The organism is Enterococcus sp. FDAARGOS_375, assembly GCF_002393265.1.
In the GTDB taxonomy this organism is placed as follows: Bacteria; Bacillota; Bacilli; order Lactobacillales; family Enterococcaceae; genus Enterococcus_D; species Enterococcus_D innesii.
The window spans coordinates 3,103,498-3,125,442 of the sequence record NZ_CP023515.1 but is presented as its reverse complement, the minus strand read 5'-3'; the positions used below and the strand labels follow the sequence as shown (position 1 = coordinate 3,125,442).

The window sequence follows — 21,945 nt, the reverse complement described above, 5'->3', positions numbered from 1 at the left end:
ACACTTTTTAGAAAAAAACAGTTTTCCTACTAAAAAAAAAGCGATTATCATTGAGATAATCACTTTTTTTTAATAGAGATCTAATATCATCAGCAAACCCGGGACCCACGTAGTGAAGATACCGCAAGCGATCGCAAAATAATGAATCTTACGTCGAAAGTTTACCTTTACGATTGTGTCTAAAAAGCCGCAAAACCATAACGCTCCCCATGTTAACCAAATCAGTGCAAAAAGGGGATCTTGCTCCCATCGCCAAGAAACCCAGGCAAAAGGCAAGGTATTGATGGCTACGAATAGCGCAAAAATCCCATAAATACGTAGATCTAAATCAAAGAGGTAAATGATCCCTACCAACAAATACGTGAATGCAAAGAGAAAGCCAGTGCCTGCTTCATAATAAGCGCCTTGAAGCATATAGACTAGATTGATAATAAAAGATAACGAACCTGTAAAAAGATTGATTAAAGCAAGTGAGCGATAGTCAATGTGAAGCAAGCTGCCCCAACCATTGATTATCAAGGTGATTCCTACGAAAAATAAGCCAATTCCTAACATACAATCCTCCTTTAATTAAATTTAGAATAACAAATTCTAAGAAAAAATAATAGTTCTATTTGCTTTTGTGTCAATAAAAATAAAAATAATCGGTAAATCTGCTATTATTTGCTGTTAAATTTGATAAAATCAATAGCAAAGAGTGTTGCTTGCCGATGCTTTTCTCGATAAGGGGAAAATTTCAGCGTATAATAAGAACTTTTACTCGTTGAAAGAATGGGAAAAGAGACAGCATCAATAGATTTTCAGTGTATTGATCGGACAAAAAGCAGACGAAGCAGTAGTTTATCAGTTTTTACAAATTTGCAGCAGCGAGGACTGCTTCGTGGAAAGGAGGAATTATGCCGAGAAAAGACCGAATTTTACTTTTTATTGACGACTATATGCAAGAACAGGGTTGTGCACCTACCATACGGGAAATCTGTGCCAATGAAGAGATAAAAACAACTTCTTTGGTTTATCGTCATTTATTGCGTCTTGAAAAAAGAGGCCTGATTTACCGAGCTTACCGTTATAAGTCACGCTCGGTACGTTTTACAGATGAAGGGAAGGCCTATGTCAAAGCGTTGCGGCAAGCGCAAGGCAATGAAGAATAAATAAACACTAAAATAAAAAAGCCTAAGGCTTTTTTATTTTGGTGCACGGTAGCCGGCAGCTTCCGCTTCAGCGATCGTTTTGAACCATTCTTTCGGGTTGGTAGTATCCTCGTAGTATTTAGATCCTGGCAAATGATAGATGCCACTTTTTGACCCTTTAATTAAACCGTTGCCTTGTTCATCGACATATTGTTTCTGTTTCTCATCCGCTTCATTGCTTTTATTGCCGGCAGAAGTCGAAGCTGTGGTTTTTTCACTACTTGAAGCATCCTTCTCCGATTGTGGCATTTCTTCGCTTGAAATCTCGCTGGTACCATCCGCATAGTTGATCGTGACGCCATCTTGGATGTTAAAGATATAGCAGTTAAATTGGATCGTGTCATCACCAATGGATTTTGCTTGCATCTGGACACCACGAGCAACCAGTTCGTCTTCGCGATAGATCGGAGTGACGGAATATCGGACATAATGCTTTTTATCTTGCTTGAGATAATAGTTGATATCCATTTCTAAGCGCAACATCTCGGGATTGTTCAACTGACTAGTCCCCGTGATCAGATTCTTCCAGTTTGCATTTTCGCCAGCTAAAGCAAACCCAATCAAATGGGTCCGATTATATAAATATTTTCCATTGGGGAGTTGCTTATTACGCCAGCCCGTTGGTTTCACACTAGAGATATCGCCACGCTTTTCCGTTGGCATCAAGGATTGATTCAACATTGCTTCAGCAGAGGTCGCACGATTGAGGTGGTCAAGGTCGCCGTATACTTCCCAGGCACCATTTTCAAGTGAAAGATCATCTTCTGAAAACTCAGGAATGTTCTGATTGACTTCAATCGTTTGGGTGCCTTGGTAGGTTAACTGTGCCAGTTCATCTGCACGAATATCCTTAGCAGAAGTGGCAGTCACCTCTGATGATGGTGTGTTATGGTTTGGGAATAGCTCATTATTTTGTAGGAATCCAAAGCCAACTGCTGCGAGTGTGAGAAGCGCAGTGACCGATCCGATAAATGTTTTTTTCTTTGCCATCTTTTTTGCCTCTCTTTTCATTGATGTATAGTTAGCATAAACGGGGAGTAAAAAAACTGCAACCCATTCATCATACCATTTGCATGGAGCGTTTGACAGAGCTTTCCTGCTGCTTTTGTTTTTACTCTTGATTGTTTCCAATCAACGCTCCTTACAAAGGGAATATATTAGAATAAAATTTTTCGTCTGCAAGCCATATTTTTCATGTTTTAAAAAAACTATGTGATATAATGAGTAAAGTTGCTGCTCTATCCCTTTGGTGCTTGTTTTAATAACAGGTATCTCCAGCTGCGGAACGAAATTTCAGCTGTCTAGCAGACAACCTTCAAACGAAAGAAATCCGGACAATTTTCTGAACGATTTCCTTTCTTTCTTTGGGCAAAATTATAGGAGAAGGAGTGTATCCCATGAACCAGCGAGAAACTATCTTACATTATTTAAATAAGAAAGACTCTGAAAAATTAAAAAAACTCGTATCAGGAATGGAAGAGCTGCCGCTGTTACAATTATTCAGTAATTTATCCGCGGATGAAAAAGTGATCGTTTTCCGACTATTACCGAAAGATAAAGCCCTTATCCTATTTGAAGATTTGACACCAGCCACACAACAACACTTGTTACGCTCTTTCACCGATGAGCGGGCAACCGAATTTGTAAACGAAATGGCCCCCGATGTCCGTGTAAGGCTCTTGGATGAGCTGCCAGCCACCGTCACGCAAAAACTTTTACAATCGTTGGCCCCCGATGAACGAGCCGCGACAAACCTCTTATTAGGATATGAAGCTGAGACTGCTGGCCGTTTAATGACACCGGAATTCATCACACTGAAAAAAGACATGACAGTCAATCAAGCGTTAGAAAAAGTGCGGATGCAAGCCAAAGAAAAAGAAACGATTTATACGCTCTATGTGACCGACCAAACGAAAACCTTAGAAGGGGTCTTGTCATTGAAAGATCTCTTGATGGCACAAGGGGAGCAACTCATCAGTGAAATCATGTCACGAAAAGTAATCTATGTGACTACTGACACGGACCAAGAAGAAGCGGCACGTTTGCTAAATGAACTAGATATCATTGCGCTACCAGTCGTAGACAAGGAATCACGAATCGTTGGGATCATCACTGTCGATGACGCCATCGATGTCATCGAGCAAGAAACGACGGAAGACATGTTTAATGCCGCAGGTTTAGTCGATGTTGCTTCTAATGAAGCAGACCGTAGTAATGTTCTGATCAACGGCAGCCTTTGGCAAATTTGGAAAGTCCGATTGCCGTTTTTAGTGATCACTTTGGTTGCTGGTCTTTTAGCTGGGGTAGTCATTGATGAATTTGAACAAACATTGGAATCGGTGGCAGCTGTTGCAATCTTTATTCCTTTGATCATGGATATGGGGGGGAACGTTGGAACACAGTCCTCAACTGTTTTTGTTCGCGGGATGTCATTAGGGCATATTGATCTTTCGACCTTCACCCGCCATTTCTTTAAAGAGGTTTGGATTGGCTTGAGTTTAGGTTTGATCGTAGGGATCATCTCCGGCACCGCCGCTTCACTATGGCAAGGGATCCCAATGTTAGGTGTGGCTGTTGGTGTTTCGTTAGTTTTTGCCATGACCTTAGCCGCAGCACTTGGTTTCTTAGTTCCGTTTGTACTTATTAAACTGAACATCGACCAAGCAGCCGGTTCGGCACCCATTATTACCTCAATCAAAGATATTGCCGGCTTGTTTATCTACTTTATTTCTGTAAATGCTCTCTTGGGACATTTACTTTAGCCATCCGTCCGTTCCGATGGTATAATAAAGCGACATCACATGATGAGCACAAAATAGAAAGGGGAAATGTCTTATGACAAATCAAATGAAGCAACATCAACTCGGAGGTTTCTCTTTTTAAGTGCGGCCTCCTAACTAACTGGAGGGAAATCATGGAAAAACAAGGAATTGTGGTCTTTCAGGCCAAAGATATCGCAAAAGTCCGCTTGACTACAGGAGAAGAATGTTTAGCAACAGTTACAGGAAAATTTCGCCAGCAGGCACTAGCACCCAAGGATTATCCTATTGTTGGTGATTTTGTACAAGGGCAGGTGTATGATCAAGATCATTTCTTGATTGATGCTTTGCTCCCACGAAAGAGTTTTTTACAACGAAAAGTAGCCGGAAATCGGACGGATGAACAAGGGATCGCGGCGAATATCGACACGGTTTTTATTGCAACCAGCGCCAATGAAGAATTCAATTTCGCTCGGTTAGAGCGCTTTGTCACGATCGCTTGGGACAGCGGGGCTAATCCGGTGATTCTCTTGACCAAAGCCGATCAAGTCACAGCTGATGAAAAAGCAGAGCTACTGCAAGCATTAAACGATGCATTTGGTGTGAAAACATTTGCTACGTCCATTTTTGAACCAAACGAATTGCTGATGGAAACGTATTTTTCTGACGGACAGATCAGCGCATTTATCGGTTCATCTGGGGTCGGAAAGTCCAGCTTATTAAATCAGCTTATGGCGCAAGACGTTCAAAAAACCAATGACATACGAGAAGATAGTCGAGGACGACACACGACGACGAGTCGTCAGTTATTCACTCTGCCCTCTGGCGCAATGATCATCGATACTCCTGGTATGCGGGAAGTTGGCATCAGTACCGTCCGCTCAGCTTCGATCGACCAATCCTTTGAAGCGATCAGCCAGTATGCTGAAGGTTGTTTCTTCCGAGACTGTCGTCATGAAACAGAACCGAAGTGCGCGGTCAAAGCAGCCATTGCTGCCGGTGAGCTTTCAGAAGACGCCTTCGCCCGCTATCGTAAAATGGAAAAAGAGCTGGCGTATTTGAAGCGAAAAGAACAGATCAAAGAATTGAAAAAGTAACAATGAGCACTCCTTTCATTTAGGAGTGCTTTTTTGTGCGTTTCAAGAGAGTCTGGTTAAGTGGAGAAGAGGAGAGCCATAGACAATGTCCTTATGTTTTCACGAAAAAGGCGGCCAATTCCAAAGGGCACTACATGCTAAGTGGTTGAACTAAGCTAAGGTTGCCTAGCTGGTTACAAGCTGTCGTCAAGAAGCGCAGCATAAAAAACACAGTGGGGTGATTTCCCACTGTGTTTTGAGCAATGATTTGCCCCTGCCAAGGTACTTTCCAGTATAAAGGGTTGATCTGCAAATGACAACTTGAAAAAAAGGGGGTCATTCGACAGAGCGCAAAATTTTCGTCATGGCTTTTCCTTTCGCCAGTTCATCAATTAGTTTATCTAGATAACGAATTTCTTGAACCATTGGCTCTTCGATCTCTTCTACCCGAATCCCACAAATGACACCAGTGATCTGTTTTCGCGCTGGATTGAGCTGTGGGGCTTGACTAAAAAAGGTTTCAAAAGAAAGCTCCTCATTCATCTGTTGCAGCGTTTCTTGGTCATAACCAGTTAGCCACGTAATAATCTGATCCACTTCTTCTTTTGTTCGATTTTTCCGCTCTGCTTTGGCAATATATAGGGGATAGACTTTCGCGAAACTCATTTGGGTGATCTTTTGATTTTTCATGATATGCTCCTTTAGTCTTTACACAAAGTATACTTTATTTTCTTCGTTTTGCCGAGATTTTCGACACTTGTTGTGTGCCCAAAATAGGCGAGGGGACTAAAGAATGATCTTTTCTTCTTGTTCACGAAACCCTAGTACTTTTTGACGTGACTCGCCATCCCAATAGAGCAAGTCCAAATTCTTATGCAGCATTAGCTGTGTATATAATTCTTTCAGCGTCAGAGCAGGCTTTTTGGGTTCGAAAAATAAAATCAATTGGTTATGGCTATCTTGAGCGATCGTCGTAAAAGGAATCAGGTTTTCTTTGTACGTTAAATAAATTCCTTGGTAATCCGCTGCACTCGATGACGTTGTCAGTGCTGTCAAGAGGTCTCTTGCTCTCATAATGAACCCGCCTTTACTGTTTTTTGTCGATAGGCATCGATATCCAACATGATTTTTGTTTTGCCGTACACCGTATACTTTTGTACCACGAATTGGTGGCGCTTATTCCAATAGCCACCCACGGTTAGAAACATGCCGTCATCAACATCCCCTAAAAAGTTCAAACTGTGCTTCGCAATCAAACAGTTGGTGGTGCCTAGTGTAAAGCGGACCAAAGGGGAGGGGGCAAAGGAAACGATCCTTATTTTTGAGACAGTGCCTTTTTGTGTTTGCATCAGGTGTTCCTCCTTTAGTAAGTAGTAAAAAGCGGCATCATTCGTTGAGATCAAACCATTTTTTCTCTTCATAAAAAGCAACATGACGAATCTCATCATAATGGATTTTTTCTGTTGTTTCTCCCGTCAAGTAAATACCTAATGGATCATAACCACTGATTTTCCCGATAATATCTGGAGGATAGCCGCCTTCTTCATTGACTTCTTCTCGTTGGATCGCCACAGTTAGGTTCTTTTTCATGGCTTCAAATAAACACTGATTGATTTCTTCCGTTGTGAGTGACGGCTTAGGTGGACAATCAAATTTACGTGTCGGCTCTTCTTCAATTTCAGTTGTATGCTCAGATAAAAAGAATCCTTGCCACTTTAGCTTTTTTCGATCTTCATATGGTTGCAGCATACCCATAGCAATCACCTCTTATCTATATAATACAAACATACGTTCTCTTTTGTAAAGCGAACAGATTTTTAAATTTCTGATTCTTCTATGAAACATCTAAAAAGTGCATCAAACAATGGGATAGTAGTGAGTATCGTTTTTTTATACTATATCTGCTATAATTCACTCGAATGCAACAATCAACTTTTAAAAAAGCAGCTGGGGAGAAGGGAATATGATGTCTGGATTAGTGGTGGTCATACTTACAATATACCTTGCAAATAGACAGGATAAAGAACAGTGGCTTTTTGATCGCAAGCGATTGACTATTCTGGCGCTTATGTTTATGATCGTCGGCATAAGTTGGGGCTTAAATGACAAAATAATGAAGGATCCTCTGAACCAAAATATTAGAAGTGATTTACTGTTTAATTATTCGTTCCCCTTATTGATATGTATGCTAGGTTTATTTATCAAAGAAATCCCACGGTGGGGACGGATCGTGACTTTGTCGTTTGGCTTTATGATTTTCGGGTATTTAGCTCTGCACTATTTGATAGGGTTTCACAACCCGTATTGGGAAAATCTACAGCTACGTCCATTGTATTGGCTATCAATTGGTCAATCAAACACAAAGCAAATTCAATACGTAATAGGATACATTCTGTTCCGTACTTGTTGCAGCTAATGGGCAGCAACAATTGGTTTTCTGTTTTTAATTTTGAATTTGTATCAGCTGATAAAGAGGTTTAGGAAGGAGAAGGGGCGTTGAATCGTTAGAATAATTGCTTTTGGATCAATCCGAACCTTATGTATTTTATCCTAACTAGCGGCACTTTAAAGCAAAATCCATTCACTAGCCGTCGAAAAGCTAGTGGACAGCAGCAGGTTTGATCTTATTGGCAAATGATTCTATTTTTCCAAAGAATGATCAACGGCGCTTTATTCAGACTTTTTTAGCAAAATATGGACGTTTATGATGAGCTATGAACATTACAATTATATTAAATAACAAAAGTACCCAATTTATCTACATGACTTTAGGGTTCTTTTTTATCAAATCATGTAATAGATATGTGTTAGCAGTTGCAACGTCTAAGCACCTGTATAAGAACTTTGAAACGGATTGGCTATATATGAATAAAGTTATAGAAAAAAGCTCAAAGATTTTCAAAATGATTATAGCATACACTCAAACCGATTGGTTCGTGAATCAAGGCTGATAGCTTGAATCTGTATTTGCTGAGATAAAAAAGACGAATCCGCAAGTAACTTGCTACAAGACAGTTTACAATGAACAATCTGTTGATCAGCAAATCATAAAAAAGAATCTGAAGAAACTTGTAAAACAAGAAATCTTAGTTTTAGTTGAATTTTAGGTAAATTAGTGACAATCTACTAATAAAAGTTATTCGGAGGGAGGTAAAATGATGCAGAATTGATATGAACTGTCTAGAATGGCACGAACTCTTTTTCGAATACATCTTTGTATAATATATATTATGTAAACTAAAATATATAATTTTTCGAACACCGTATTTAACTGGTAATTTTACGACTCTCCTCCCTCTTATTCATGATTATTTCCTTCAAATTCAGCGAATTGGCAGCATAATCAAAATAAATGGTCATTTGAGCGATAGTTTTTGGATTTTTGTTTCTTCTACGAGTGAAACGAAATACAACGTTTATATTTAATCTTGTTGATCCTTGAATCTTTGAATTCAATCTTTGTTTGCAGCTGCTGGCCAATCTCAATGAATCACTCAATGAATCGTTGTTCACGATCTTATCAGTAATGACTCGTAATGATTCGTACATAACCCAGCAAATTTGTTCTAACTAAATAGCCTAATGGGAATCTTGATCACAGGCAAACCAGCAACGATAAACAAGAAACGTTTCGTTGCTTTTAGTTTTCACCTAACGGATCAGATTCCCATAGCGAGTCCTAATCAAGGGATCACAGTCATTTAAGTACAATTTCTTCCTATTGCTGCCGATAATGTAATGACAGCTACGAAAAGTTTCAAACTATGTAATACAGGATCGCCAAAAGAACAATGATCGAAACGATCAAAACAAACGCTAGTTGATTTAAACGTTGAATAAGCAGGTTTTTCTTGTTTTTTTCAGATTTTTTTACTTCGTTTCGATAATATTCTCTATCTTTTGTTCCCATAAGTGCCAACTCCTTTTCCCTGATTTTATCGCTATCCTGAAATCATATGGTGCAATCAAGGCAATTTGTACGATTAACTAAAGTGGCAGGATCTGACTGAGAACCTACAATCGTATCTTATAGAAACTAAATAAGTCGACTGACGAGCTCCAAGTGATTCATAACGGCAGCTTTTCGGATAACCCCCATGCCTGGAAATGAGCCTTGGTGATAAGCAGCAACTAATAGTTGCAGACCAGCGGTTTGGGTAGGATGTTGCTCTTCGTGCTGCAATAAAGCCTCCATGACTTGGAAAAACTTTTCTTTCTGGTTTGGTAATTCTTCCTCAGAAAATAAGTGAACGATACGCAATGCTTGCTCAGTTGTTGGATAAATCCAATGCAAAACCAACCGCTTTGAAGGATAACTGTGCTCATAATAAATTTTGCTATCGACAGAAAAATCACTAAAACCTGCATAGCCCAATTTTTGATAACTGTGATGGGCATTTGAAAATCCTTCGTCAAGACATTCTGTATAGAAACTATTTTTGGGTAAACGTGTGAAAGGATCTTCCATCAGTAGCTTGGGACCGTTGATTTTATTTAACAAACGAAACTCTTTGCCTACCAACACCGGCAGCGTATTTTCCCGCCAATCACTAGCGAGTGCTTGATCCGATTGATGAACAATCCAAAGGTCAGGCTTTTCTTCCACTGTTTCAATGGGACGATCCACGATCATTGCTTTAGGCCCAGCAACATTTCGCAACTCTGATAACCCTTCTGCCGTCAGAAAAGCCCCTGCCTGGGGATTGCGAATCAAATAAAAAGGATGTTGTTTCTTTTGAAATAAATCGATGGTTGTCCAGAACGTTTTTGATTGCTTGACCGGTTCAATGATCGGTTGGATCGCTTCTGATAAGCGATCTTGTTCCAATAAAGCTTTTAATGCCAACAAATCAAATTGTTTGCCACGAATATATGGGAAGTACATCTGCTTCTCTCCTTCTTACTCGCCTGATAAAAAACGTTTTTCCAGCGCTTCATAGGCTGCTCTCGTAGCGGCCAATTCTTCCTTCAACGCTTCGATCGCTTGTAGCTGAGTATCTTCAATAAATCGATCATAGTAATTGACCCCACCACCGAACAAGTCATACTCAGGCTGACGTTTCTTCAGTTCTTGGTACAAACGTTCTGTTGAAAATACCCGCAATCCTCGAGCAGTCTGTTTTGCTTTGCCGACTTCTCTTGCTTGTGCCGAAATCAGCCGAAACAATAAGGCATTTTCTGGAACCTGCAGCTCTTGCCGTTGGGGTTTCTTTTCGACACTGAAATACCCTTTGCTGCCCGTTTCTTTTTCAAGAAACGCATGATAGACCAAGACACCAATTGTAGGAGCAATCTGATCTTTGACTTTTTCGTACAATGCCTTGGGTAAGACAAAATAATTATAATTCCCAATAAAGGATAGTTTTGCTTTTGAGCGAAAATCTGCCAAACTGACTTTTAGTTCATAGCAACGCCATTCAAAGGTGTTTTCTACCGTCAAGCGACAACTTAAGGTATCCACGATGCCATGATCGTCGGGCATGACTACCTCTTCTACCACAATATCACTGTTTTCACGACAATAATAATAAAGTGCCTCTTCCATTTCTAAAGTTAAGGATGTCTTCACAATTTCACGACCTTTGTCTTGTTTCACTTATTATAAAACATATGTTCGCATTTTGAAAGAGGGAAATAAAGGCAGCCTATTCCCTCACCCATTAGGGCATCCGTTAACGAGAATCTCTTCAACCGTCCTCTTTGTACCGCGGAAACGTAACACGACAAGCAACAAGAGCACACTAAGTTGAACTAGGAATAGACGCTTAAAAGGAAGCTCAAATGTAAAGCCTGCGGGAAGATGAAAGAACCCGAAAAAATCATGCAGTGCTTTTTTACAAAGCCACAAACCACTGACAAATCCTATTACATAAATGACGGTACTTTGTATGGTGATAAAGACAAGTTCTTCCAACGTGACCAGTAAAGGTGTTTGTCCTAATAATAAACGTATATGCAAGGATTGCTCTTCCTCACCGATTAAGTGATAATGATACATGTGGTTACACTGCCACAAAAAAGCACTGATCAAGCCCAATGTTAACATTCCTAACGCAACGCGCAACAATTGCAAGAAGAAAATCCAACTGGCATAGGTGAGATCCGTCTGGATTTCGCTGTTATTTGATTCATACTGCAACCAGTCATGAAAAAACAACAGCCAATTTTCTGCAAAGATGGTAAGAATCAGCAAGAAAACAGCCAATAAACCACTCATTAGTAAACTGCGCCTGCGAAGAGCTGCGTGCCAGCCAAACTGGTAAGGATAGAAATAAAGCCATTTGTCCATAGTACTCCTCCTTTTGGCATCTATTTTACAGAATTTTCCGAATTTAGACAAACACCATTTTGTTTACATAATATAATTATAGACAAAAAAGAATGCAGCACTCGGCCTACACTCTTTTTTGTCTATTACAAATACCTAGTCAGTAGCTGCAACAAACGCTGCGGAAATTCTGTTAGATTGGAAAGATCAATGAAGCGTTCTTCCCCATAAATCGCTTTGATCACTTCTTTGTCTTGGCCAATGGCAGCTGCCAGAAACAGCACCCCTTGTCGTTCGTAGTCAGCGATCACCTGCTGAATATCTTCTTTGGCTTTTACCCCTGTATAATCAGGAAGAGCCTTTGGCTGGCCATCACTGATATTCAAGAGTAATTTAGTAGTTGCCGGCTGATGAGCGAGCTTTTCAGCTAGTACGCGCAAGACTGCCCCATCACGGTTATTTTGCCGAGGCTTCATTGTCATGAGTTTCTCTGGCACAAATTCAAAACCTTCGTTAAATTCTTTGTAAGCAAAAAGCGAGGTCTTTTCACGAGCGGTCACATCTGCTGTATCGCCATAAATCATCAATGGCAAAGATAAACGCTCCGCGAACGCATTCACCGCTAAGACCGCCTGTTGCGCATACTGTATCCGATCATCTCTAATCATCGAACCTGATTCATCAATGCGCAAAGCGAGAGCTAAGGAAGGCTGTTCGTGAGGTGGATTTTTCTTGTCAAAGGTCCGAAAATCTTGATACGCGACCTTACTGGCATCAAAGCGTGTGCCACTGTACTTACCTTTACTGTATGCCGAAGCTTGTTCGTTTTCCAAAACTTCTTGGGTTTGCTTGATCAATGACTCTACGATCGGCAACAACGGCTGCAAACGCTGCTGGGCTTCAGCCGCTTTCTTTAAATCGACGGGTGGTCGATGAACGATCAGCCCTTCTTTGGCATGGATCGATTCTTTTAATGCTTGTCGAGCCGCCTTTGATGCCGTGGTTTTCTTTTCTTTTTCCTGGGCTTCATACGCTTCGATCGACAAAGAATGAGCAGTAGGAGCGGTCTCTTGTGTCTCACTCCCAGCTTTTGCTTGGCCATCATGACTATTGCGTTCTAGTTCTTCTGAAAACGTCGCCTCAGTTGCTGCGTCTTTCGCTTCTTGTTTGTCAGAATCACTGGTTTCCATCGTTTCCGCCTCAGTTTCTTGATTGGGGGTCTCAAGGACTTGTTCATTTTTTAGGACGGTCGTGCCTTCTTCCACTACATTGCGCTGGTCCGCCTCTTCGCTGCTGATTCGGCGTCCTTTGATTTGTTCTTTAAAGGCATTTAACGGTTGTCCAGAAAACAAAAGCCGCAATTGCGCCAATAACCCTGAAGCTTCTAGCGCCTGTTGTAAAAGAGCAAGCTCATTTGGATCGGTGGTGATTTTGTAGAGCACTTTGCTATCAATTGCTGTAAAGGGATCCTGTCCTTGCTTGACTGCATTTAGCCAATAAAAATAGGAGCGCATGCCCGCCACCCCTTTGATGGCATTGGCTTTGGCGGTCACGTCCAATAAGCGAATGATCTCAGCCATTTTCTCGGCCGTTGCTTTATCTGGATAATTGGTTTTGGCAATGCCTCGCTGCACCATGACTGCCAGCTCAGGTAAATCCATTTTTTCAGCATGCTGCATCCGGTCTCGCAAGGATTCGTTCAAAGGACGGTTGCCTTGGTAATTTCGATTCGTGGTGATGACTACGACACAGTCAGGGTGCCGGCGAACAAAGCCAGTGGGAATATTCAGCATTCCATTTTGTTCAAGAGCAGAGTTTAAGGCCACTAGTACCGAAGCATCACGAATGACCGTTGGCTCTTGAATCTCAAGCAAATAACCTTTTTCCAGCGCCCGTACGATTTCCGAGGGATAAAACTTGTATTGAATCGTTGGTTGCTGATCGCTGGTTTCGATCCGCTCGATCAGTTCCGCAAATTTCGCCCGTGCCCGCTCACGAGTCAGGGAAAAATGCCGCTGGATCAACGCCAAGACATCTTCAAAACAATCACTTTGATAAATCGCATCCAGCAAGTCCTTATCTTCTTCTTGGTCGGTGTTGATCACTGGTAATAAAGCACCAAACACATCTGACTTATCCATATCCGCAAAGCAAGTGATTTTGGTGTAGGGCAGTTGCAGGTCGGCAGAAAGTGCCTTTGCCAACTGTGTTTTACCAGACCCAGCATCGCCTTCCAGCAACACATTGAAAATTTTCATTTCTGGATCCGTCCAATTCAGCGCGATCTCTGATGCAATTCGTAGTTCTTCATCACTGGTCTGATGACTTTGTGGTTTTTTCCAAATCATTGTTTGTTCTAATTTACTAAAAGCGCGTCCTTTCGTTACGACAAAAGATGGTTGATGTTGTGTCATGGCAATCTGCTCCTTTTCTTAATAACCTAGCTCATCTAAAAGCCGTTTCAGGATTTTGAAGCGTTCGCCGTATAGCTCACCATCTTTTTGCAAGGAATCATAGAAAAGCAGAATGTCTTCATCGATTTTAGGATTTTCGGTGTCTACTTCGACGGTCATGCGATTTCCTTGTAGGCCAATGATTTCAATCAAAGGATTTTCAGGATCGTAAAACTTTTCATGGCGATAGGCCTCTTGAAAATATAAACTGGATTGAGCCACTAAGATCGCTAGATCCAAAATTCTCGTAAGTGGCAATTCTTCGGATTGTCGAGACCATTTTTCACCAGTATGGCGCCAGACTTTGCCGGAGATATCGACTTTCCCGCGATCATTCCATTGCGCCAATCCGAGGGAAAGGCCTTTTGCATCTGTATGTAACGCATTTTTTCCGTCAACAGTATCATAGTCTTCTACTTTAATGACAGGTTTATGTTTCAAGTTTTCTGGTATTTTCATTATTTCCACTCCTTGTTTAGTAAATTAGTAATTTACTAGATAGAGTAAGTATAATAAGGAAGCGGGTCTGGAACAAGCAAAAGGTCTTTTCTACTATACATAGACAGTATAAACAGAAGTCTATAGAAAAAGCACCTTGATAAGGAGCTTCTAAAAAAGAAGCCTCTTAAAAAAGTGCTTTGCTATGTCGCCTTGATTTATTCACTCAATTGATTGAAAAAAAGGCGCAATTCTTGCTTTCTCTGACTTGTGAGCTGGGCTTTGGGAATGCCTTGGATCGCCCCCTCAATGCCATAGAGCATGTGCAGGCAAGCACCTGCATCGCATTGTTGGCGGATTGTTAGAAAAACCGCTTCGGCTTTTTTGGCGCGTAATTGCTCCGGGGTATTGATACGGATCCTAACGAAATGATCCGCTAAAACCTGTCCAACATTTGGTAACTTTTGCAGTTCATTCATAGGGTATCTCCTTTTTGATTATTGTCATCCTGCGCATCTTCCTCTTGACGAATCAACGAATAGAGCTTCATATCTAACAGCTGGTGATTTTTTTGCGCATTTTTTCGTAAAATTCCTTCCAACTCAAAGCCTGCTTTTTCCAACACGCGACAAGAGGAATGATTCTTAGCAAAAGGCTCAGCAAAAATACGAACAATATTTGACGTAGTAAATATATAGTCACATAGTTGCTGAACAGCTTTGGTCATCAGGCCTTTTCCCCAATATTCTTCTGCGATGTAATAGCCTATCTCAGCTGTTCTAAAATGGATGTTTTCTTTACGAAGGGCGCTAATACTCCCCACAGCTCGATCATCCACAGTGATCGCAAAGGCGAATTCTGCCTTTGCGACAGATTGAATATAGGCTTGTGCATCTGCAACAGTGTAAGGAAAGGGGAGTCCATCTCGTAAATTGCCATGAATTGTCTGGTTATTTAGAGCTCGAGCCAGATCATTTGCATCACTCATCTGCCACCTTCTTAAGGAACACTTCATTTCAACGTCTCCTTTGCCAGTGCTTCATTTTGATCCTATTGTACGAGTTTGTGTGTTTTTTTACAAGCAAAACTCAAAAAAAGATTGTTGAAAAAAACCAGCTAGACAAACGTCTAACTGGTTCTTTCCTTTACTGTCTCCATAAAGATAATTGATTTTGTAAACACAGATAAATAAAAATTATTGCGCTGATATGGCGATCCCGATGGCTTTTTCTCCTAAATGCGAGCCGATAACTGGTCCGAAGTGGCCAATCTCAATTTCTGCATTTGGGTATTTCGCTTGTAGTTTTGCTTTTTCTTCTTTGGCTACTTCTAAATTATTGGCATGGATTACATAAAATTTAACAGGCAATGCGATTTCTTGCTCCCGTTGACCAATGATATCTTCCGCGCGATTGAATGCTTTTTTACTGGAACGAATGCGCTCGTAAAGCACAATTTTTCCTTGATCAAAAGTCAAAATCGGTTTGATTTTTAATAATCCGCCAATTAAGGCTGCTCCATTGGTTAAGCGACCGCCACGAACCAAGTTATTCAAGTCGTCCACGATCAGATAGGCATAGGTATTATCTCTGATAGTGTCCAGATGGGAAATGATCTCTTCTACGGTTTTGCCTTGACTTGACAGATCAAGAGCGGTTTCTACCATGTGGCCCATCGGCATACTTGTGATTTTCGAATCGTAAGGAATGATTTGAACGCCTTCGATTTCATCGGTGATTCCATAAAGCGTTCCGATAAATCCAGAAATACCGCTTGATAAGTGGATACTAATGATCGTGTCGTAACCGCGATCTTTCAATGACTCATATAAGGCTAACACTTCACCTAGTACCGGTTGAGAAGTGGTTGGGAATTCTTTGCTGTTTTTCAGCAAAGCGTAATACTCATCAGCTTCAATGTCGATGCCCTCATTGTAGACTTTTCCATCTAAAATAACAGGGATCGGTATGATAAACAAATCTTCATGGTTTTTGATCCGTTCCGGCAGATAAGCTGTACTGTCAGTAACAACGGCTAATTTCATTCTTTTTCCTCGTTTCAACAAATTTCAAACGTCATTAATAATATAGCATAAATTTACTTACTTTCAAATGGTTTTCAGAACTTTTCATTCTGCTTATTCATTAAGAAAATTCCTGATTGCTTGTTGATTGGTTTCAAGATTAACGACTAACACACTTCCGGCACTCGCACTTGAACCGTATTGCCAAGAGTCAGCGACTGGGACAGTCAAGCTGTCGATCCCCCCTGCCCCACGAGCAATCGATAAGGTATTTTTTAATAGGAAAGACATTGGCAGGTTGGTGGAAGCATAGCCTAAAACTTTTCCTGCTGCATAAGGCAATTTTAAAACAGCTAACGGATTTTTCATTTCGCTAAAGATCGCATCCATTACTTGCTGCTGTCGTCTTACGCGACCGAAGTCACCTTCTTCGTCCATCCGAAAACGTGCGTATTGCAACAGCTCAAGCCCATTCATTTGTTGTTGCCCTTGTTTGATGGCAACTTCAAGATTTTTACTCATATCTTTTTCCGCGTTGATAGCAACGCCTGAGGGAAACAGTGTATCGATCACTTTTTCAAAGGAACGAAAGTCAACTTTTGCATAATAATTGGTTTCTAGACCGAAGTTCTCTGCTAACGTTTGTCTGACTAAATCAGCACCACCAAAGGCGTACGCCGCATTGATCTTGTTTTCGCCATAACCAGGAATGGTCACCAAGGTATCACGCATAAAGGAAATGAGCTTCGGTTTTTTGCTAGGACCATCTAATTGCAAAACCATAATGGTGTCTGCTCGTCCAGCTTCTCCTTCACGACTATCACTACCAATGAGCAATATATTACGAGCACCATTTGCAGCTGCCGTACCATTAAAAGTCTCCTCATCAGTTGTAGCAAAAGCAGCGTCACTTCTTGCGACTTGCTGACCGACAAGAAATGCAATCAATGAATAGGCAAAAAGCACCAATATTACCCGGATCACAATACGCAGAACTGGGTGCTTCCGCTTTTTCTTTTGTTTGGGTGGCTTGCTCTTCTTAAGCTTTTGCGCTTTTTGTTTGCTTTGTTCCTGATTTTGATGTATCGCAGGCCCCTGAGCAGATAGCGGGGGAATTGCGCTTTTTCGTCCCTCAGTTTTTTTTGATCCTACTTGTGTCTGTTCTCGGAAACTTTGGGCCACACGAGGGTCGCTTGCCCTAGACTGCTGGGTGTTTTGATAAGAAATATCTCCTACTTCCTCATCAGCAGACGGAGTAGAATCGCTCGGTCTGACGCGCTGGTTTCTTCTTTTGGCTTCTCTGCGGGCAAAGATACTTTCTTTGGCTGCCTGACTGGATTCCTTTTCTAGCCGCTCATGCAGTTTTTTATTTTTTTCCATCCTGCTCATTGCTTCTGATCCTCCAACTAAAAAATAGCTCTCTGTCTATAAGGATACCCTAGACCTTATAGAAAGAAAGCTATTTTCTGAAATTTTAACCTTTTTCTAGGAAATTTCTTCAATTTTTTACCTTAGATGCTTTGATGCGCCTTGTCGTGTGCTCACAAATCCTGCTTGCTCATAAAATGATTTCACTGGATTTGCCGACCAAAAATTTAGTGAAAGATCAGCGAAGCCTTTTTCCAACGCAACTTTTTCAGCAAATGCCAACAATTGTTTTCCAATATGCATCCCTTGGTACCGAGTGTCAACGGCAATCGCCGCAATTTCCAGCCACTTTCGTTCATGCATCATCGCATTTTGTGGCAAACAGACCTCTTGAAGATGCACAAAGCCACAAGGCTGTTCCGCTAACCAAGCGATAAAAAAGTGGTGGCTTGGCTCTTGTAGCTGTTGTGTGATTGCTTGTTCAAATCTTGACTGATCAAAGGACTTAAAAATCGTTGGGTACCATTGATGGTGCTGTGCTTGGATCTCTTTATGAAACGTTGCTAAAAGCTTTTCATCTTGGCTAATTTTTATTTTGACTTGAGTCATTTTTTGTCACTTCCTCAACAACATTTACCGCATACACGCCGAGAAGATGGACGTGTCCACCCAACAACTGAATCTCTTCAAAGGCATTTATAATCAGTTGCCACGGTTTGTCCATCACCAGATCAATGACAAAAAAGTATTCACCTAAGGTAGTTTTCGACGGACGCGATTCAATTTTGCTTAAATCAATTTCCCGCCAGCCAAAAGTTGCTAAGATTTTGTGCAAGATCCCCGGACGATTTGCTGGCAATGTCACAAAAATGGTTGCTTTTTCGGCTGTTTGTTCTGGTACTTCGGTGTTGGCTGTTTTCTTTGTCAAAACCCAAAAGCGGGTTTGATTAAAGGCAACATCTTGGATATTGGTTTCTTTGATCGTTACTTGATAAGCGAAAGCTGCTTCTTTGGAAGCAATCGCCGCAACTGCTTCTTCTGGATGTTTTGCTACGTAGGCTGCTGCAGTCGTTGTGGAAGCAACCGCCTCAACAGTAGCTCCAGCAAATCGGGCTTCGATAAAGTCGGCACATTGCGCCAATGCTTGCGGATGAGAAATTATCTTAGTGATGGGACGGTTGTCTTTTGCTGTTTGCTGAGAAACTAACAATTGATGATTGATCGGTAAAATAATTTCCTGTTCAATGCTCAACTGATTTTGACGAAATAGCGTATCAATCGTGGCATGAACAGACCCTTCTAATGCATTCTCATTGGGAACGACCGCTCGATCGATTACGCCGTTAGCTAGTGCTTGAATACAAAGTGGAATCGATCCATAGGGCATAAATGTATTTTCTGGATACGCTTCTTGCGCAGCTAAATACGTAAAAGAGCTTTCAGGTCCTAAATAACCAATCTTCATTTTAGGCACCCGCTTTAGTTAAAATTTCCTGAACGATTTCTTGTGGTGCTTTGTTTGTCGTTTCAACGATCAATGAAGCAGTTTCTTCATAAAGAGGGATCCGGGGTCGGTAAACAGCCAATATTTCTTCGGGTGTTTTCGAGACAACCAAGGGACGAATACTACCAGTATCCGCCTTTAAACGGTGGATCAGTTCCTCGGGATCTGTTTTTAAATACACGACTAAGGGCATCTCTTTTAAAAGTTGACGATTTTCTTCTTTTAATACAATGCCCCCACCTGTGGAAATAATTTGTTCCTTTGCCAAAGTTTTAGCTAAAATATCCGTTTCGATTTTGCGAAAGGCTTCCTCACCGTGTTGGTCAAAAAATTCTTGAATGGTCATGCCGATCTCAGCAACGATCAAGTCATCAAAATCCACATGGGACTGTTTCGTTTCTTCAGCCAAAAGACGACCAATCGTGGTCTTTCCGGCACCCATAAAGCCAATTAATATCATTTTTTTCACTCGCTGTCTCCTCCTTTGGCCAAACGCGCGACATCCTCAAAAAAATCAGGATAAGAAACTGCTACGGCTTCGGCTTTTTCTAATTCTACCTCTTCATCTGTCAATAAGGCGGCAATCTGCAACATCATACCGATGCGATGATCTCCCCGACTTGAGACCTTTCCGCCATGCAAAGGAGTAGGTCCGTTGATGATCAAGCCGTCCTCGGTAGGAGTGATATCCGCCCCTAGTTTTCTCAGCTCTTCGGCAGTTGCATCAATTCTATTGGTTTCTTTTACTTTTAACTCCTCTGCATCTTTGATGACCGTTTTACCATGAGCTTGTGTAGCCAATAAGGCAATGATCGGTAATTCATCAATCAGACGCGGAATAATATCGCCGGCGATGGTTACTGCCTGCAAGGTAGAACTTTGAACAGTGAGGTCAGCCGACTGATTTTGATCATCTTGATTAGAAAAAGCAATCGATGCCCCCATTTCTTCTAACACATCAAGGATCCCTGTACGTGTCGGATTGATTCCGACATTTTCTAAAACGATCTCGCTATCGGGCATAACCGCACCTGCAGTTAGGAAGAAGGCAGCGGAAGAAATATCTCCCGGAACGACTACTTCTTGGCCGAGCAGTGTTTGTGGGCCGGTTACGGTAATCGTTTTGCCTTGGGTGGTGATCACACCACCGAATTGACGGATCATTTCTTCAGTATGGTTACGGCTCGCCTCTTTTTCAATGATAGTCGAGGTACCTTGTGCTTGCAATGCCGCAAAAATCAGCGCCGATTTTACTTGGGCACTTGCAACGGGCATCTGATAATTGATGGGCTTTAAAGAAGCAGTACCATTAACGGTGATCGGTGGGAACTCTGTCTGCTCATGACCTGTAACATTTGCCCCCATTTCTCTTAATGGCAGCATCACTCGGTTCATCGGACGTTTATTCAAAGAGTTATCGCCGAATAAGGTGGTTGTGAACGGCTGCCCAGCCAAAATTCCCATCATTAAGCGAATTGTTGTACCAGAATTGCCGATATCAATTGGGTCTTGGGCAGACTTAAGGCCATTAAAGCCCTGTCCTTCAATCGTGATCGTCTGACCGTCATCATGGATTGGAACTCCTAATGATTGAAATGCATGAAGGGTGCTATAGCAGTCTTCTCCACGCAAGAAATTACGGACAGTCGTTGTTCCTTCGGCTAATGCCCCGAACATGATACTGCGATGCGAGATCGATTTATCGGCGGGAACAGCTATCGTCCCTCTTAAATGTGTTGCTTTTTTTAGTTTCATCGCGGCCTCCTATTTTTTTCGACATGAATAGGTCGTCTTTTTTTGAATCAGCTGCTCTGCTTGCAGCAAATCATTTTGCGTTTTGAATGAAATCTGTAAAACACCAATGATATCTTCTCGAGTTTCAAGAATTTTTAAGTTGATCAAAGAGAGCTGATGATCGCTCAATAGCCCCGTCACTTCAGCGACAACACCGGGATGATCCGGTACATCGATGAATAGATCGTAGAATGCCGGGATCGCTCCATTTTGATGAATCGGCAATTGGTCCCGTGTTTCCTTCGCGGATTCAAAGAACCGAAAGATCGCCGTTTCATCTTTTTCCTGCAACCAGTGAGTCATGGTCGTCATTTGTTTTTGCCACTCATCGATCAGCTGCAGCAGTTCCTGTCGATTACTCAATAAGATATCGGTCCACATACGAGGGTCTGAAGAAGCAATGCGAGTGATATCGCGAAAACCGCCTGCTGCGAGTTGCTGTGCTCTAGGGTGTTCATGGTTGAAGGCATCTGCCTGATTGACTAATCCTGAAGCAATAATATGGGGCAAATGGCTCAACATCCCCGTGATTTGATCATGTTCTTGCGGAGCAAGTGCCACATACTTGGCCCTCGTCCCTCGAAAAAGCACCTGTAATTCTTCCACCCGCTGACTTTTCGTCGGCGTAAAGATATAGTAAGCATTCTCAAAGAGGTTCTCATCGGCTGCTGTGATCCCGGATTTATGAGAACCAGCCATCGGATGGCCACCAATAAAATCAAAGGAAAAGGACTCGGCAAATTGCGTAATTTCTGCTTTGGTACTGCCTGTATCTGTCACCAGGACTGAAGGCTTTAGTGAAAGGGTCCCAAGTTGGGAAAGATACGTTTTGGTGATCTCTACCGGCAATGCCAACAAGATCACGTCGGCACGAACAGCACCCTCAGAAAATGAAGGAGGTACTTCGTCTACTAAACTTGTTGCTAATGCGATCTCATTGGTTTTACGACAGTGATCCCACCCCATTAGATGGGTTTGGGGATGTGACTTTTTAATACATTTTGCTATGGAAGCGCCGATCAATCCTAAACCGGCGACGAAGATATTTTGGTTCATGAAAAGAATCCTCATT

The 21,945-nt window shown here is 41.7% G+C and carries 25 protein-coding genes; 4 read left to right on the top strand and 21 right to left on the bottom strand.

What is annotated here, in order from left to right; all coding sequences use genetic code 11:
• Positions 1-69 precede the first annotated feature (69 nt).
• A complete protein-coding gene (locus CO692_RS16255) occupies positions 70-555 on the bottom strand; it encodes an AmiS/UreI family transporter (RefSeq protein WP_096742712.1) in 486 nt (161 codons plus the stop codon).
• Between the two features lie 341 nt (positions 556-896).
• Here CO692_RS16255 and CO692_RS16250 point away from each other — a divergent pair, with 341 nt between their 5' ends.
• Complete coding sequence (locus tag CO692_RS16250; RefSeq protein WP_077453350.1) at positions 897-1,151, top strand: LexA family protein; 255 nt, start codon at positions 897-899, stop codon at positions 1,149-1,151.
• A 33-nt stretch (positions 1,152-1,184) separates the two neighbouring features.
• Here CO692_RS16250 and CO692_RS16245 read toward each other — a convergent pair whose 3' ends face one another.
• Positions 1,185-2,180: a DNA/RNA non-specific endonuclease gene (locus CO692_RS16245; RefSeq protein WP_077453481.1), complete on the bottom strand. Its 996-nt coding sequence runs from the start codon at positions 2,178-2,180 to the stop codon at positions 1,185-1,187.
• A 407-nt stretch (positions 2,181-2,587) separates the two neighbouring features.
• On the opposite strand from CO692_RS16245, the gene mgtE reads away from it, so the two are divergent.
• Together mgtE and rsgA are read left to right on the top strand one after the other, a co-directional pair.
• On the top strand, positions 2,588-3,952 hold the full coding sequence (gene mgtE, locus CO692_RS16240; RefSeq protein WP_096742711.1) for a magnesium transporter: 1,365 nt from the start codon (positions 2,588-2,590) through the stop codon (positions 3,950-3,952).
• Positions 3,953-4,104: 152 nt separating this feature from the next.
• Positions 4,105-5,046 (top strand): ribosome small subunit-dependent GTPase A, encoded by a 942-nt coding sequence (rsgA, locus tag CO692_RS16235; protein WP_081119455.1) that lies wholly within the window; start codon positions 4,105-4,107, stop codon positions 5,044-5,046.
• A gap of 315 nt (positions 5,047-5,361) precedes the next feature.
• Here the strand turns inward: rsgA and CO692_RS16230 are convergent, their stop codons facing one another.
• The 4 genes from CO692_RS16230 to CO692_RS16215 form a co-directional block, all read right to left on the bottom strand.
• On the bottom strand, positions 5,362-5,715 hold the full coding sequence (locus CO692_RS16230) for a DUF2200 domain-containing protein (RefSeq protein ID WP_086292379.1): 354 nt from the start codon (positions 5,713-5,715) through the stop codon (positions 5,362-5,364).
• 96 nt (positions 5,716-5,811) lie between these two features.
• Positions 5,812-6,099 (bottom strand): hypothetical protein, encoded by a 288-nt coding sequence (locus tag CO692_RS16225; RefSeq protein ID WP_005226077.1) that lies wholly within the window; start codon positions 6,097-6,099, stop codon positions 5,812-5,814.
• A complete protein-coding gene (locus CO692_RS16220; protein ID WP_077453357.1) occupies positions 6,096-6,374 on the bottom strand; it encodes a hypothetical protein in 279 nt (92 codons plus the stop codon). Before CO692_RS16220 ends, CO692_RS16225 begins: the two co-directional genes overlap by 4 nt.
• A 37-nt stretch (positions 6,375-6,411) precedes the next feature.
• The gene (locus CO692_RS16215; protein ID WP_016611785.1) at positions 6,412-6,780 is read right to left on the bottom strand and encodes a hypothetical protein; all 369 of its coding nucleotides are present in this window, start codon (positions 6,778-6,780) and stop codon (positions 6,412-6,414) included.
• 211 nt (positions 6,781-6,991) lie between these two features.
• On the opposite strand from CO692_RS16215, the gene CO692_RS16210 reads away from it, so the two are divergent.
• The gene (locus CO692_RS16210) at positions 6,992-7,441 is read left to right on the top strand and encodes a hypothetical protein (RefSeq protein WP_226818191.1); all 450 of its coding nucleotides are present in this window, start codon (positions 6,992-6,994) and stop codon (positions 7,439-7,441) included.
• A 1,341-nt stretch (positions 7,442-8,782) separates the two neighbouring features.
• On the opposite strand, the gene CO692_RS17765 is transcribed toward CO692_RS16210, so the two are convergent.
• From CO692_RS17765 to CO692_RS16135, 15 genes are all read right to left on the bottom strand, one after another.
• Positions 8,783-8,935 carry a hypothetical protein gene (locus CO692_RS17765; protein WP_170920142.1) on the bottom strand — a complete coding sequence of 51 codons (153 nt, stop codon included), beginning with the start codon at positions 8,933-8,935 and terminating at the stop codon, positions 8,783-8,785.
• A gap of 126 nt (positions 8,936-9,061) precedes the next feature.
• Positions 9,062-9,910: a sce7725 family protein gene (locus tag CO692_RS16200; protein WP_096742709.1), complete on the bottom strand. Its 849-nt coding sequence runs from the start codon at positions 9,908-9,910 to the stop codon at positions 9,062-9,064.
• A 15-nt stretch (positions 9,911-9,925) separates the two neighbouring features.
• Positions 9,926-10,594, bottom strand: a complete 669-nt coding sequence (locus CO692_RS16195) for a hypothetical protein (protein WP_096742708.1) — start codon at positions 10,592-10,594, stop codon at positions 9,926-9,928.
• A gap of 84 nt (positions 10,595-10,678) precedes the next feature.
• Positions 10,679-11,314, bottom strand: coding sequence for a hypothetical protein (locus CO692_RS16190; RefSeq protein ID WP_096742707.1), 636 nt, complete (start codon positions 11,312-11,314; stop codon positions 10,679-10,681).
• A 125-nt stretch (positions 11,315-11,439) separates the two neighbouring features.
• On the bottom strand, positions 11,440-13,707 hold the full coding sequence (locus tag CO692_RS16185; RefSeq protein WP_096742706.1) for an AAA family ATPase: 2,268 nt from the start codon (positions 13,705-13,707) through the stop codon (positions 11,440-11,442).
• Positions 13,708-13,725: 18 nt separating this feature from the next.
• On the bottom strand, positions 13,726-14,205 hold the full coding sequence (locus CO692_RS16180; protein WP_005235941.1) for a DUF6530 family protein: 480 nt from the start codon (positions 14,203-14,205) through the stop codon (positions 13,726-13,728).
• Between the two features lie 197 nt (positions 14,206-14,402).
• Positions 14,403-14,663, bottom strand: a complete 261-nt coding sequence (locus tag CO692_RS16175; RefSeq protein ID WP_096742705.1) for a TfoX/Sxy family DNA transformation protein — start codon at positions 14,661-14,663, stop codon at positions 14,403-14,405.
• Positions 14,660-15,199 carry a GNAT family N-acetyltransferase gene (locus CO692_RS16170; protein WP_192940713.1) on the bottom strand — a complete coding sequence of 180 codons (540 nt, stop codon included), beginning with the start codon at positions 15,197-15,199 and terminating at the stop codon, positions 14,660-14,662. Before CO692_RS16170 ends, CO692_RS16175 begins: the two co-directional genes overlap by 4 nt.
• Positions 15,200-15,379: 180 nt before the next feature.
• The gene (locus CO692_RS16165; RefSeq protein ID WP_077453370.1) at positions 15,380-16,228 is read right to left on the bottom strand and encodes a DegV family protein; all 849 of its coding nucleotides are present in this window, start codon (positions 16,226-16,228) and stop codon (positions 15,380-15,382) included.
• Positions 16,229-16,321: 93 nt separating this feature from the next.
• Positions 16,322-17,596 (bottom strand): LCP family protein, encoded by a 1,275-nt coding sequence (locus CO692_RS16160; RefSeq protein ID WP_096742703.1) that lies wholly within the window; start codon positions 17,594-17,596, stop codon positions 16,322-16,324.
• A 117-nt stretch (positions 17,597-17,713) separates the two neighbouring features.
• Positions 17,714-18,184, bottom strand: a complete 471-nt coding sequence (locus CO692_RS16155; RefSeq protein ID WP_096742702.1) for a GNAT family N-acetyltransferase — start codon at positions 18,182-18,184, stop codon at positions 17,714-17,716.
• Complete coding sequence (pheA, locus tag CO692_RS16150) at positions 18,159-19,040, bottom strand: prephenate dehydratase (protein WP_086292390.1); 882 nt, start codon at positions 19,038-19,040, stop codon at positions 18,159-18,161. Before pheA ends, CO692_RS16155 begins: the two co-directional genes overlap by 26 nt.
• A 1-nt stretch (position 19,041) precedes the next feature.
• Complete coding sequence (locus CO692_RS16145) at positions 19,042-19,548, bottom strand: shikimate kinase (RefSeq protein WP_086292391.1); 507 nt, start codon at positions 19,546-19,548, stop codon at positions 19,042-19,044.
• Positions 19,545-20,834 (bottom strand): 3-phosphoshikimate 1-carboxyvinyltransferase, encoded by a 1,290-nt coding sequence (gene aroA / locus CO692_RS16140; protein ID WP_096742701.1) that lies wholly within the window; start codon positions 20,832-20,834, stop codon positions 19,545-19,547. Before aroA ends, CO692_RS16145 begins: the two co-directional genes overlap by 4 nt.
• Before the next feature lie 9 nt (positions 20,835-20,843).
• A complete protein-coding gene (locus CO692_RS16135) occupies positions 20,844-21,929 on the bottom strand; it encodes a prephenate dehydrogenase (protein WP_192940712.1) in 1,086 nt (361 codons plus the stop codon).
• Positions 21,930-21,945 lie beyond the last annotated feature (16 nt).

Excerpts from the sequence above, each read along its gene's own strand:
- CO692_RS17765 (WP_170920142.1), bottom strand. The coding sequence starts at position 8,935 with ATGGGAACAAAAGATAGAGAATATTATCGAAACGAAGTAAAAAAATCT.
- CO692_RS16175 (WP_096742705.1), bottom strand. The coding sequence starts at position 14,663 with ATGAATGAACTGCAAAAGTTACCAAATGTTGGACAGGTTTTAGCGGAT.
- CO692_RS16160 (WP_096742703.1), bottom strand. The coding sequence starts at position 17,596 with ATGAGCAGGATGGAAAAAAATAAAAAACTGCATGAGCGGCTAGAAAAG.
- CO692_RS16165 (WP_077453370.1), bottom strand. The coding sequence starts at position 16,228 with ATGAAATTAGCCGTTGTTACTGACAGTACAGCTTATCTGCCGGAACGG.
- aroA (WP_096742701.1), bottom strand. The coding sequence starts at position 20,834 with ATGAAACTAAAAAAAGCAACACATTTAAGAGGGACGATAGCTGTTCCC.
- CO692_RS16185 (WP_096742706.1), bottom strand. The coding sequence starts at position 13,707 with ATGACACAACATCAACCATCTTTTGTCGTAACGAAAGGACGCGCTTTT.
- CO692_RS16250 (WP_077453350.1), top strand. The coding sequence starts at position 897 with ATGCCGAGAAAAGACCGAATTTTACTTTTTATTGACGACTATATGCAA.
- CO692_RS16230 (WP_086292379.1), bottom strand. The coding sequence starts at position 5,715 with ATGAAAAATCAAAAGATCACCCAAATGAGTTTCGCGAAAGTCTATCCC.
- CO692_RS16155 (WP_096742702.1), bottom strand. The coding sequence starts at position 18,184 with ATGACTCAAGTCAAAATAAAAATTAGCCAAGATGAAAAGCTTTTAGCA.
- CO692_RS16215 (WP_016611785.1), bottom strand. The coding sequence starts at position 6,780 with ATGGGTATGCTGCAACCATATGAAGATCGAAAAAAGCTAAAGTGGCAA.
- CO692_RS16210 (WP_226818191.1), top strand. The coding sequence starts at position 6,992 with ATGTCTGGATTAGTGGTGGTCATACTTACAATATACCTTGCAAATAGA.
- CO692_RS16220 (WP_077453357.1), bottom strand. The coding sequence starts at position 6,374 with ATGCAAACACAAAAAGGCACTGTCTCAAAAATAAGGATCGTTTCCTTT.
- CO692_RS16180 (WP_005235941.1), bottom strand. The coding sequence starts at position 14,205 with ATGAAAATACCAGAAAACTTGAAACATAAACCTGTCATTAAAGTAGAA.
- CO692_RS16135 (WP_192940712.1), bottom strand. The coding sequence starts at position 21,929 with ATGAACCAAAATATCTTCGTCGCCGGTTTAGGATTGATCGGCGCTTCC.
- CO692_RS16170 (WP_192940713.1), bottom strand. The coding sequence starts at position 15,199 with ATGAAGTGTTCCTTAAGAAGGTGGCAGATGAGTGATGCAAATGATCTG.
- pheA (WP_086292390.1), bottom strand. The coding sequence starts at position 19,040 with ATGAAGATTGGTTATTTAGGACCTGAAAGCTCTTTTACGTATTTAGCT.
- CO692_RS16255 (WP_096742712.1), bottom strand. The coding sequence starts at position 555 with ATGTTAGGAATTGGCTTATTTTTCGTAGGAATCACCTTGATAATCAAT.
- CO692_RS16190 (WP_096742707.1), bottom strand. The coding sequence starts at position 11,314 with ATGGACAAATGGCTTTATTTCTATCCTTACCAGTTTGGCTGGCACGCA.
- rsgA (WP_081119455.1), top strand. The coding sequence starts at position 4,105 with ATGGAAAAACAAGGAATTGTGGTCTTTCAGGCCAAAGATATCGCAAAA.
- CO692_RS16225 (WP_005226077.1), bottom strand. The coding sequence starts at position 6,099 with ATGAGAGCAAGAGACCTCTTGACAGCACTGACAACGTCATCGAGTGCA.
- CO692_RS16245 (WP_077453481.1), bottom strand. The coding sequence starts at position 2,180 with ATGGCAAAGAAAAAAACATTTATCGGATCGGTCACTGCGCTTCTCACA.
- CO692_RS16200 (WP_096742709.1), bottom strand. The coding sequence starts at position 9,910 with ATGTACTTCCCATATATTCGTGGCAAACAATTTGATTTGTTGGCATTA.
- mgtE (WP_096742711.1), top strand. The coding sequence starts at position 2,588 with ATGAACCAGCGAGAAACTATCTTACATTATTTAAATAAGAAAGACTCT.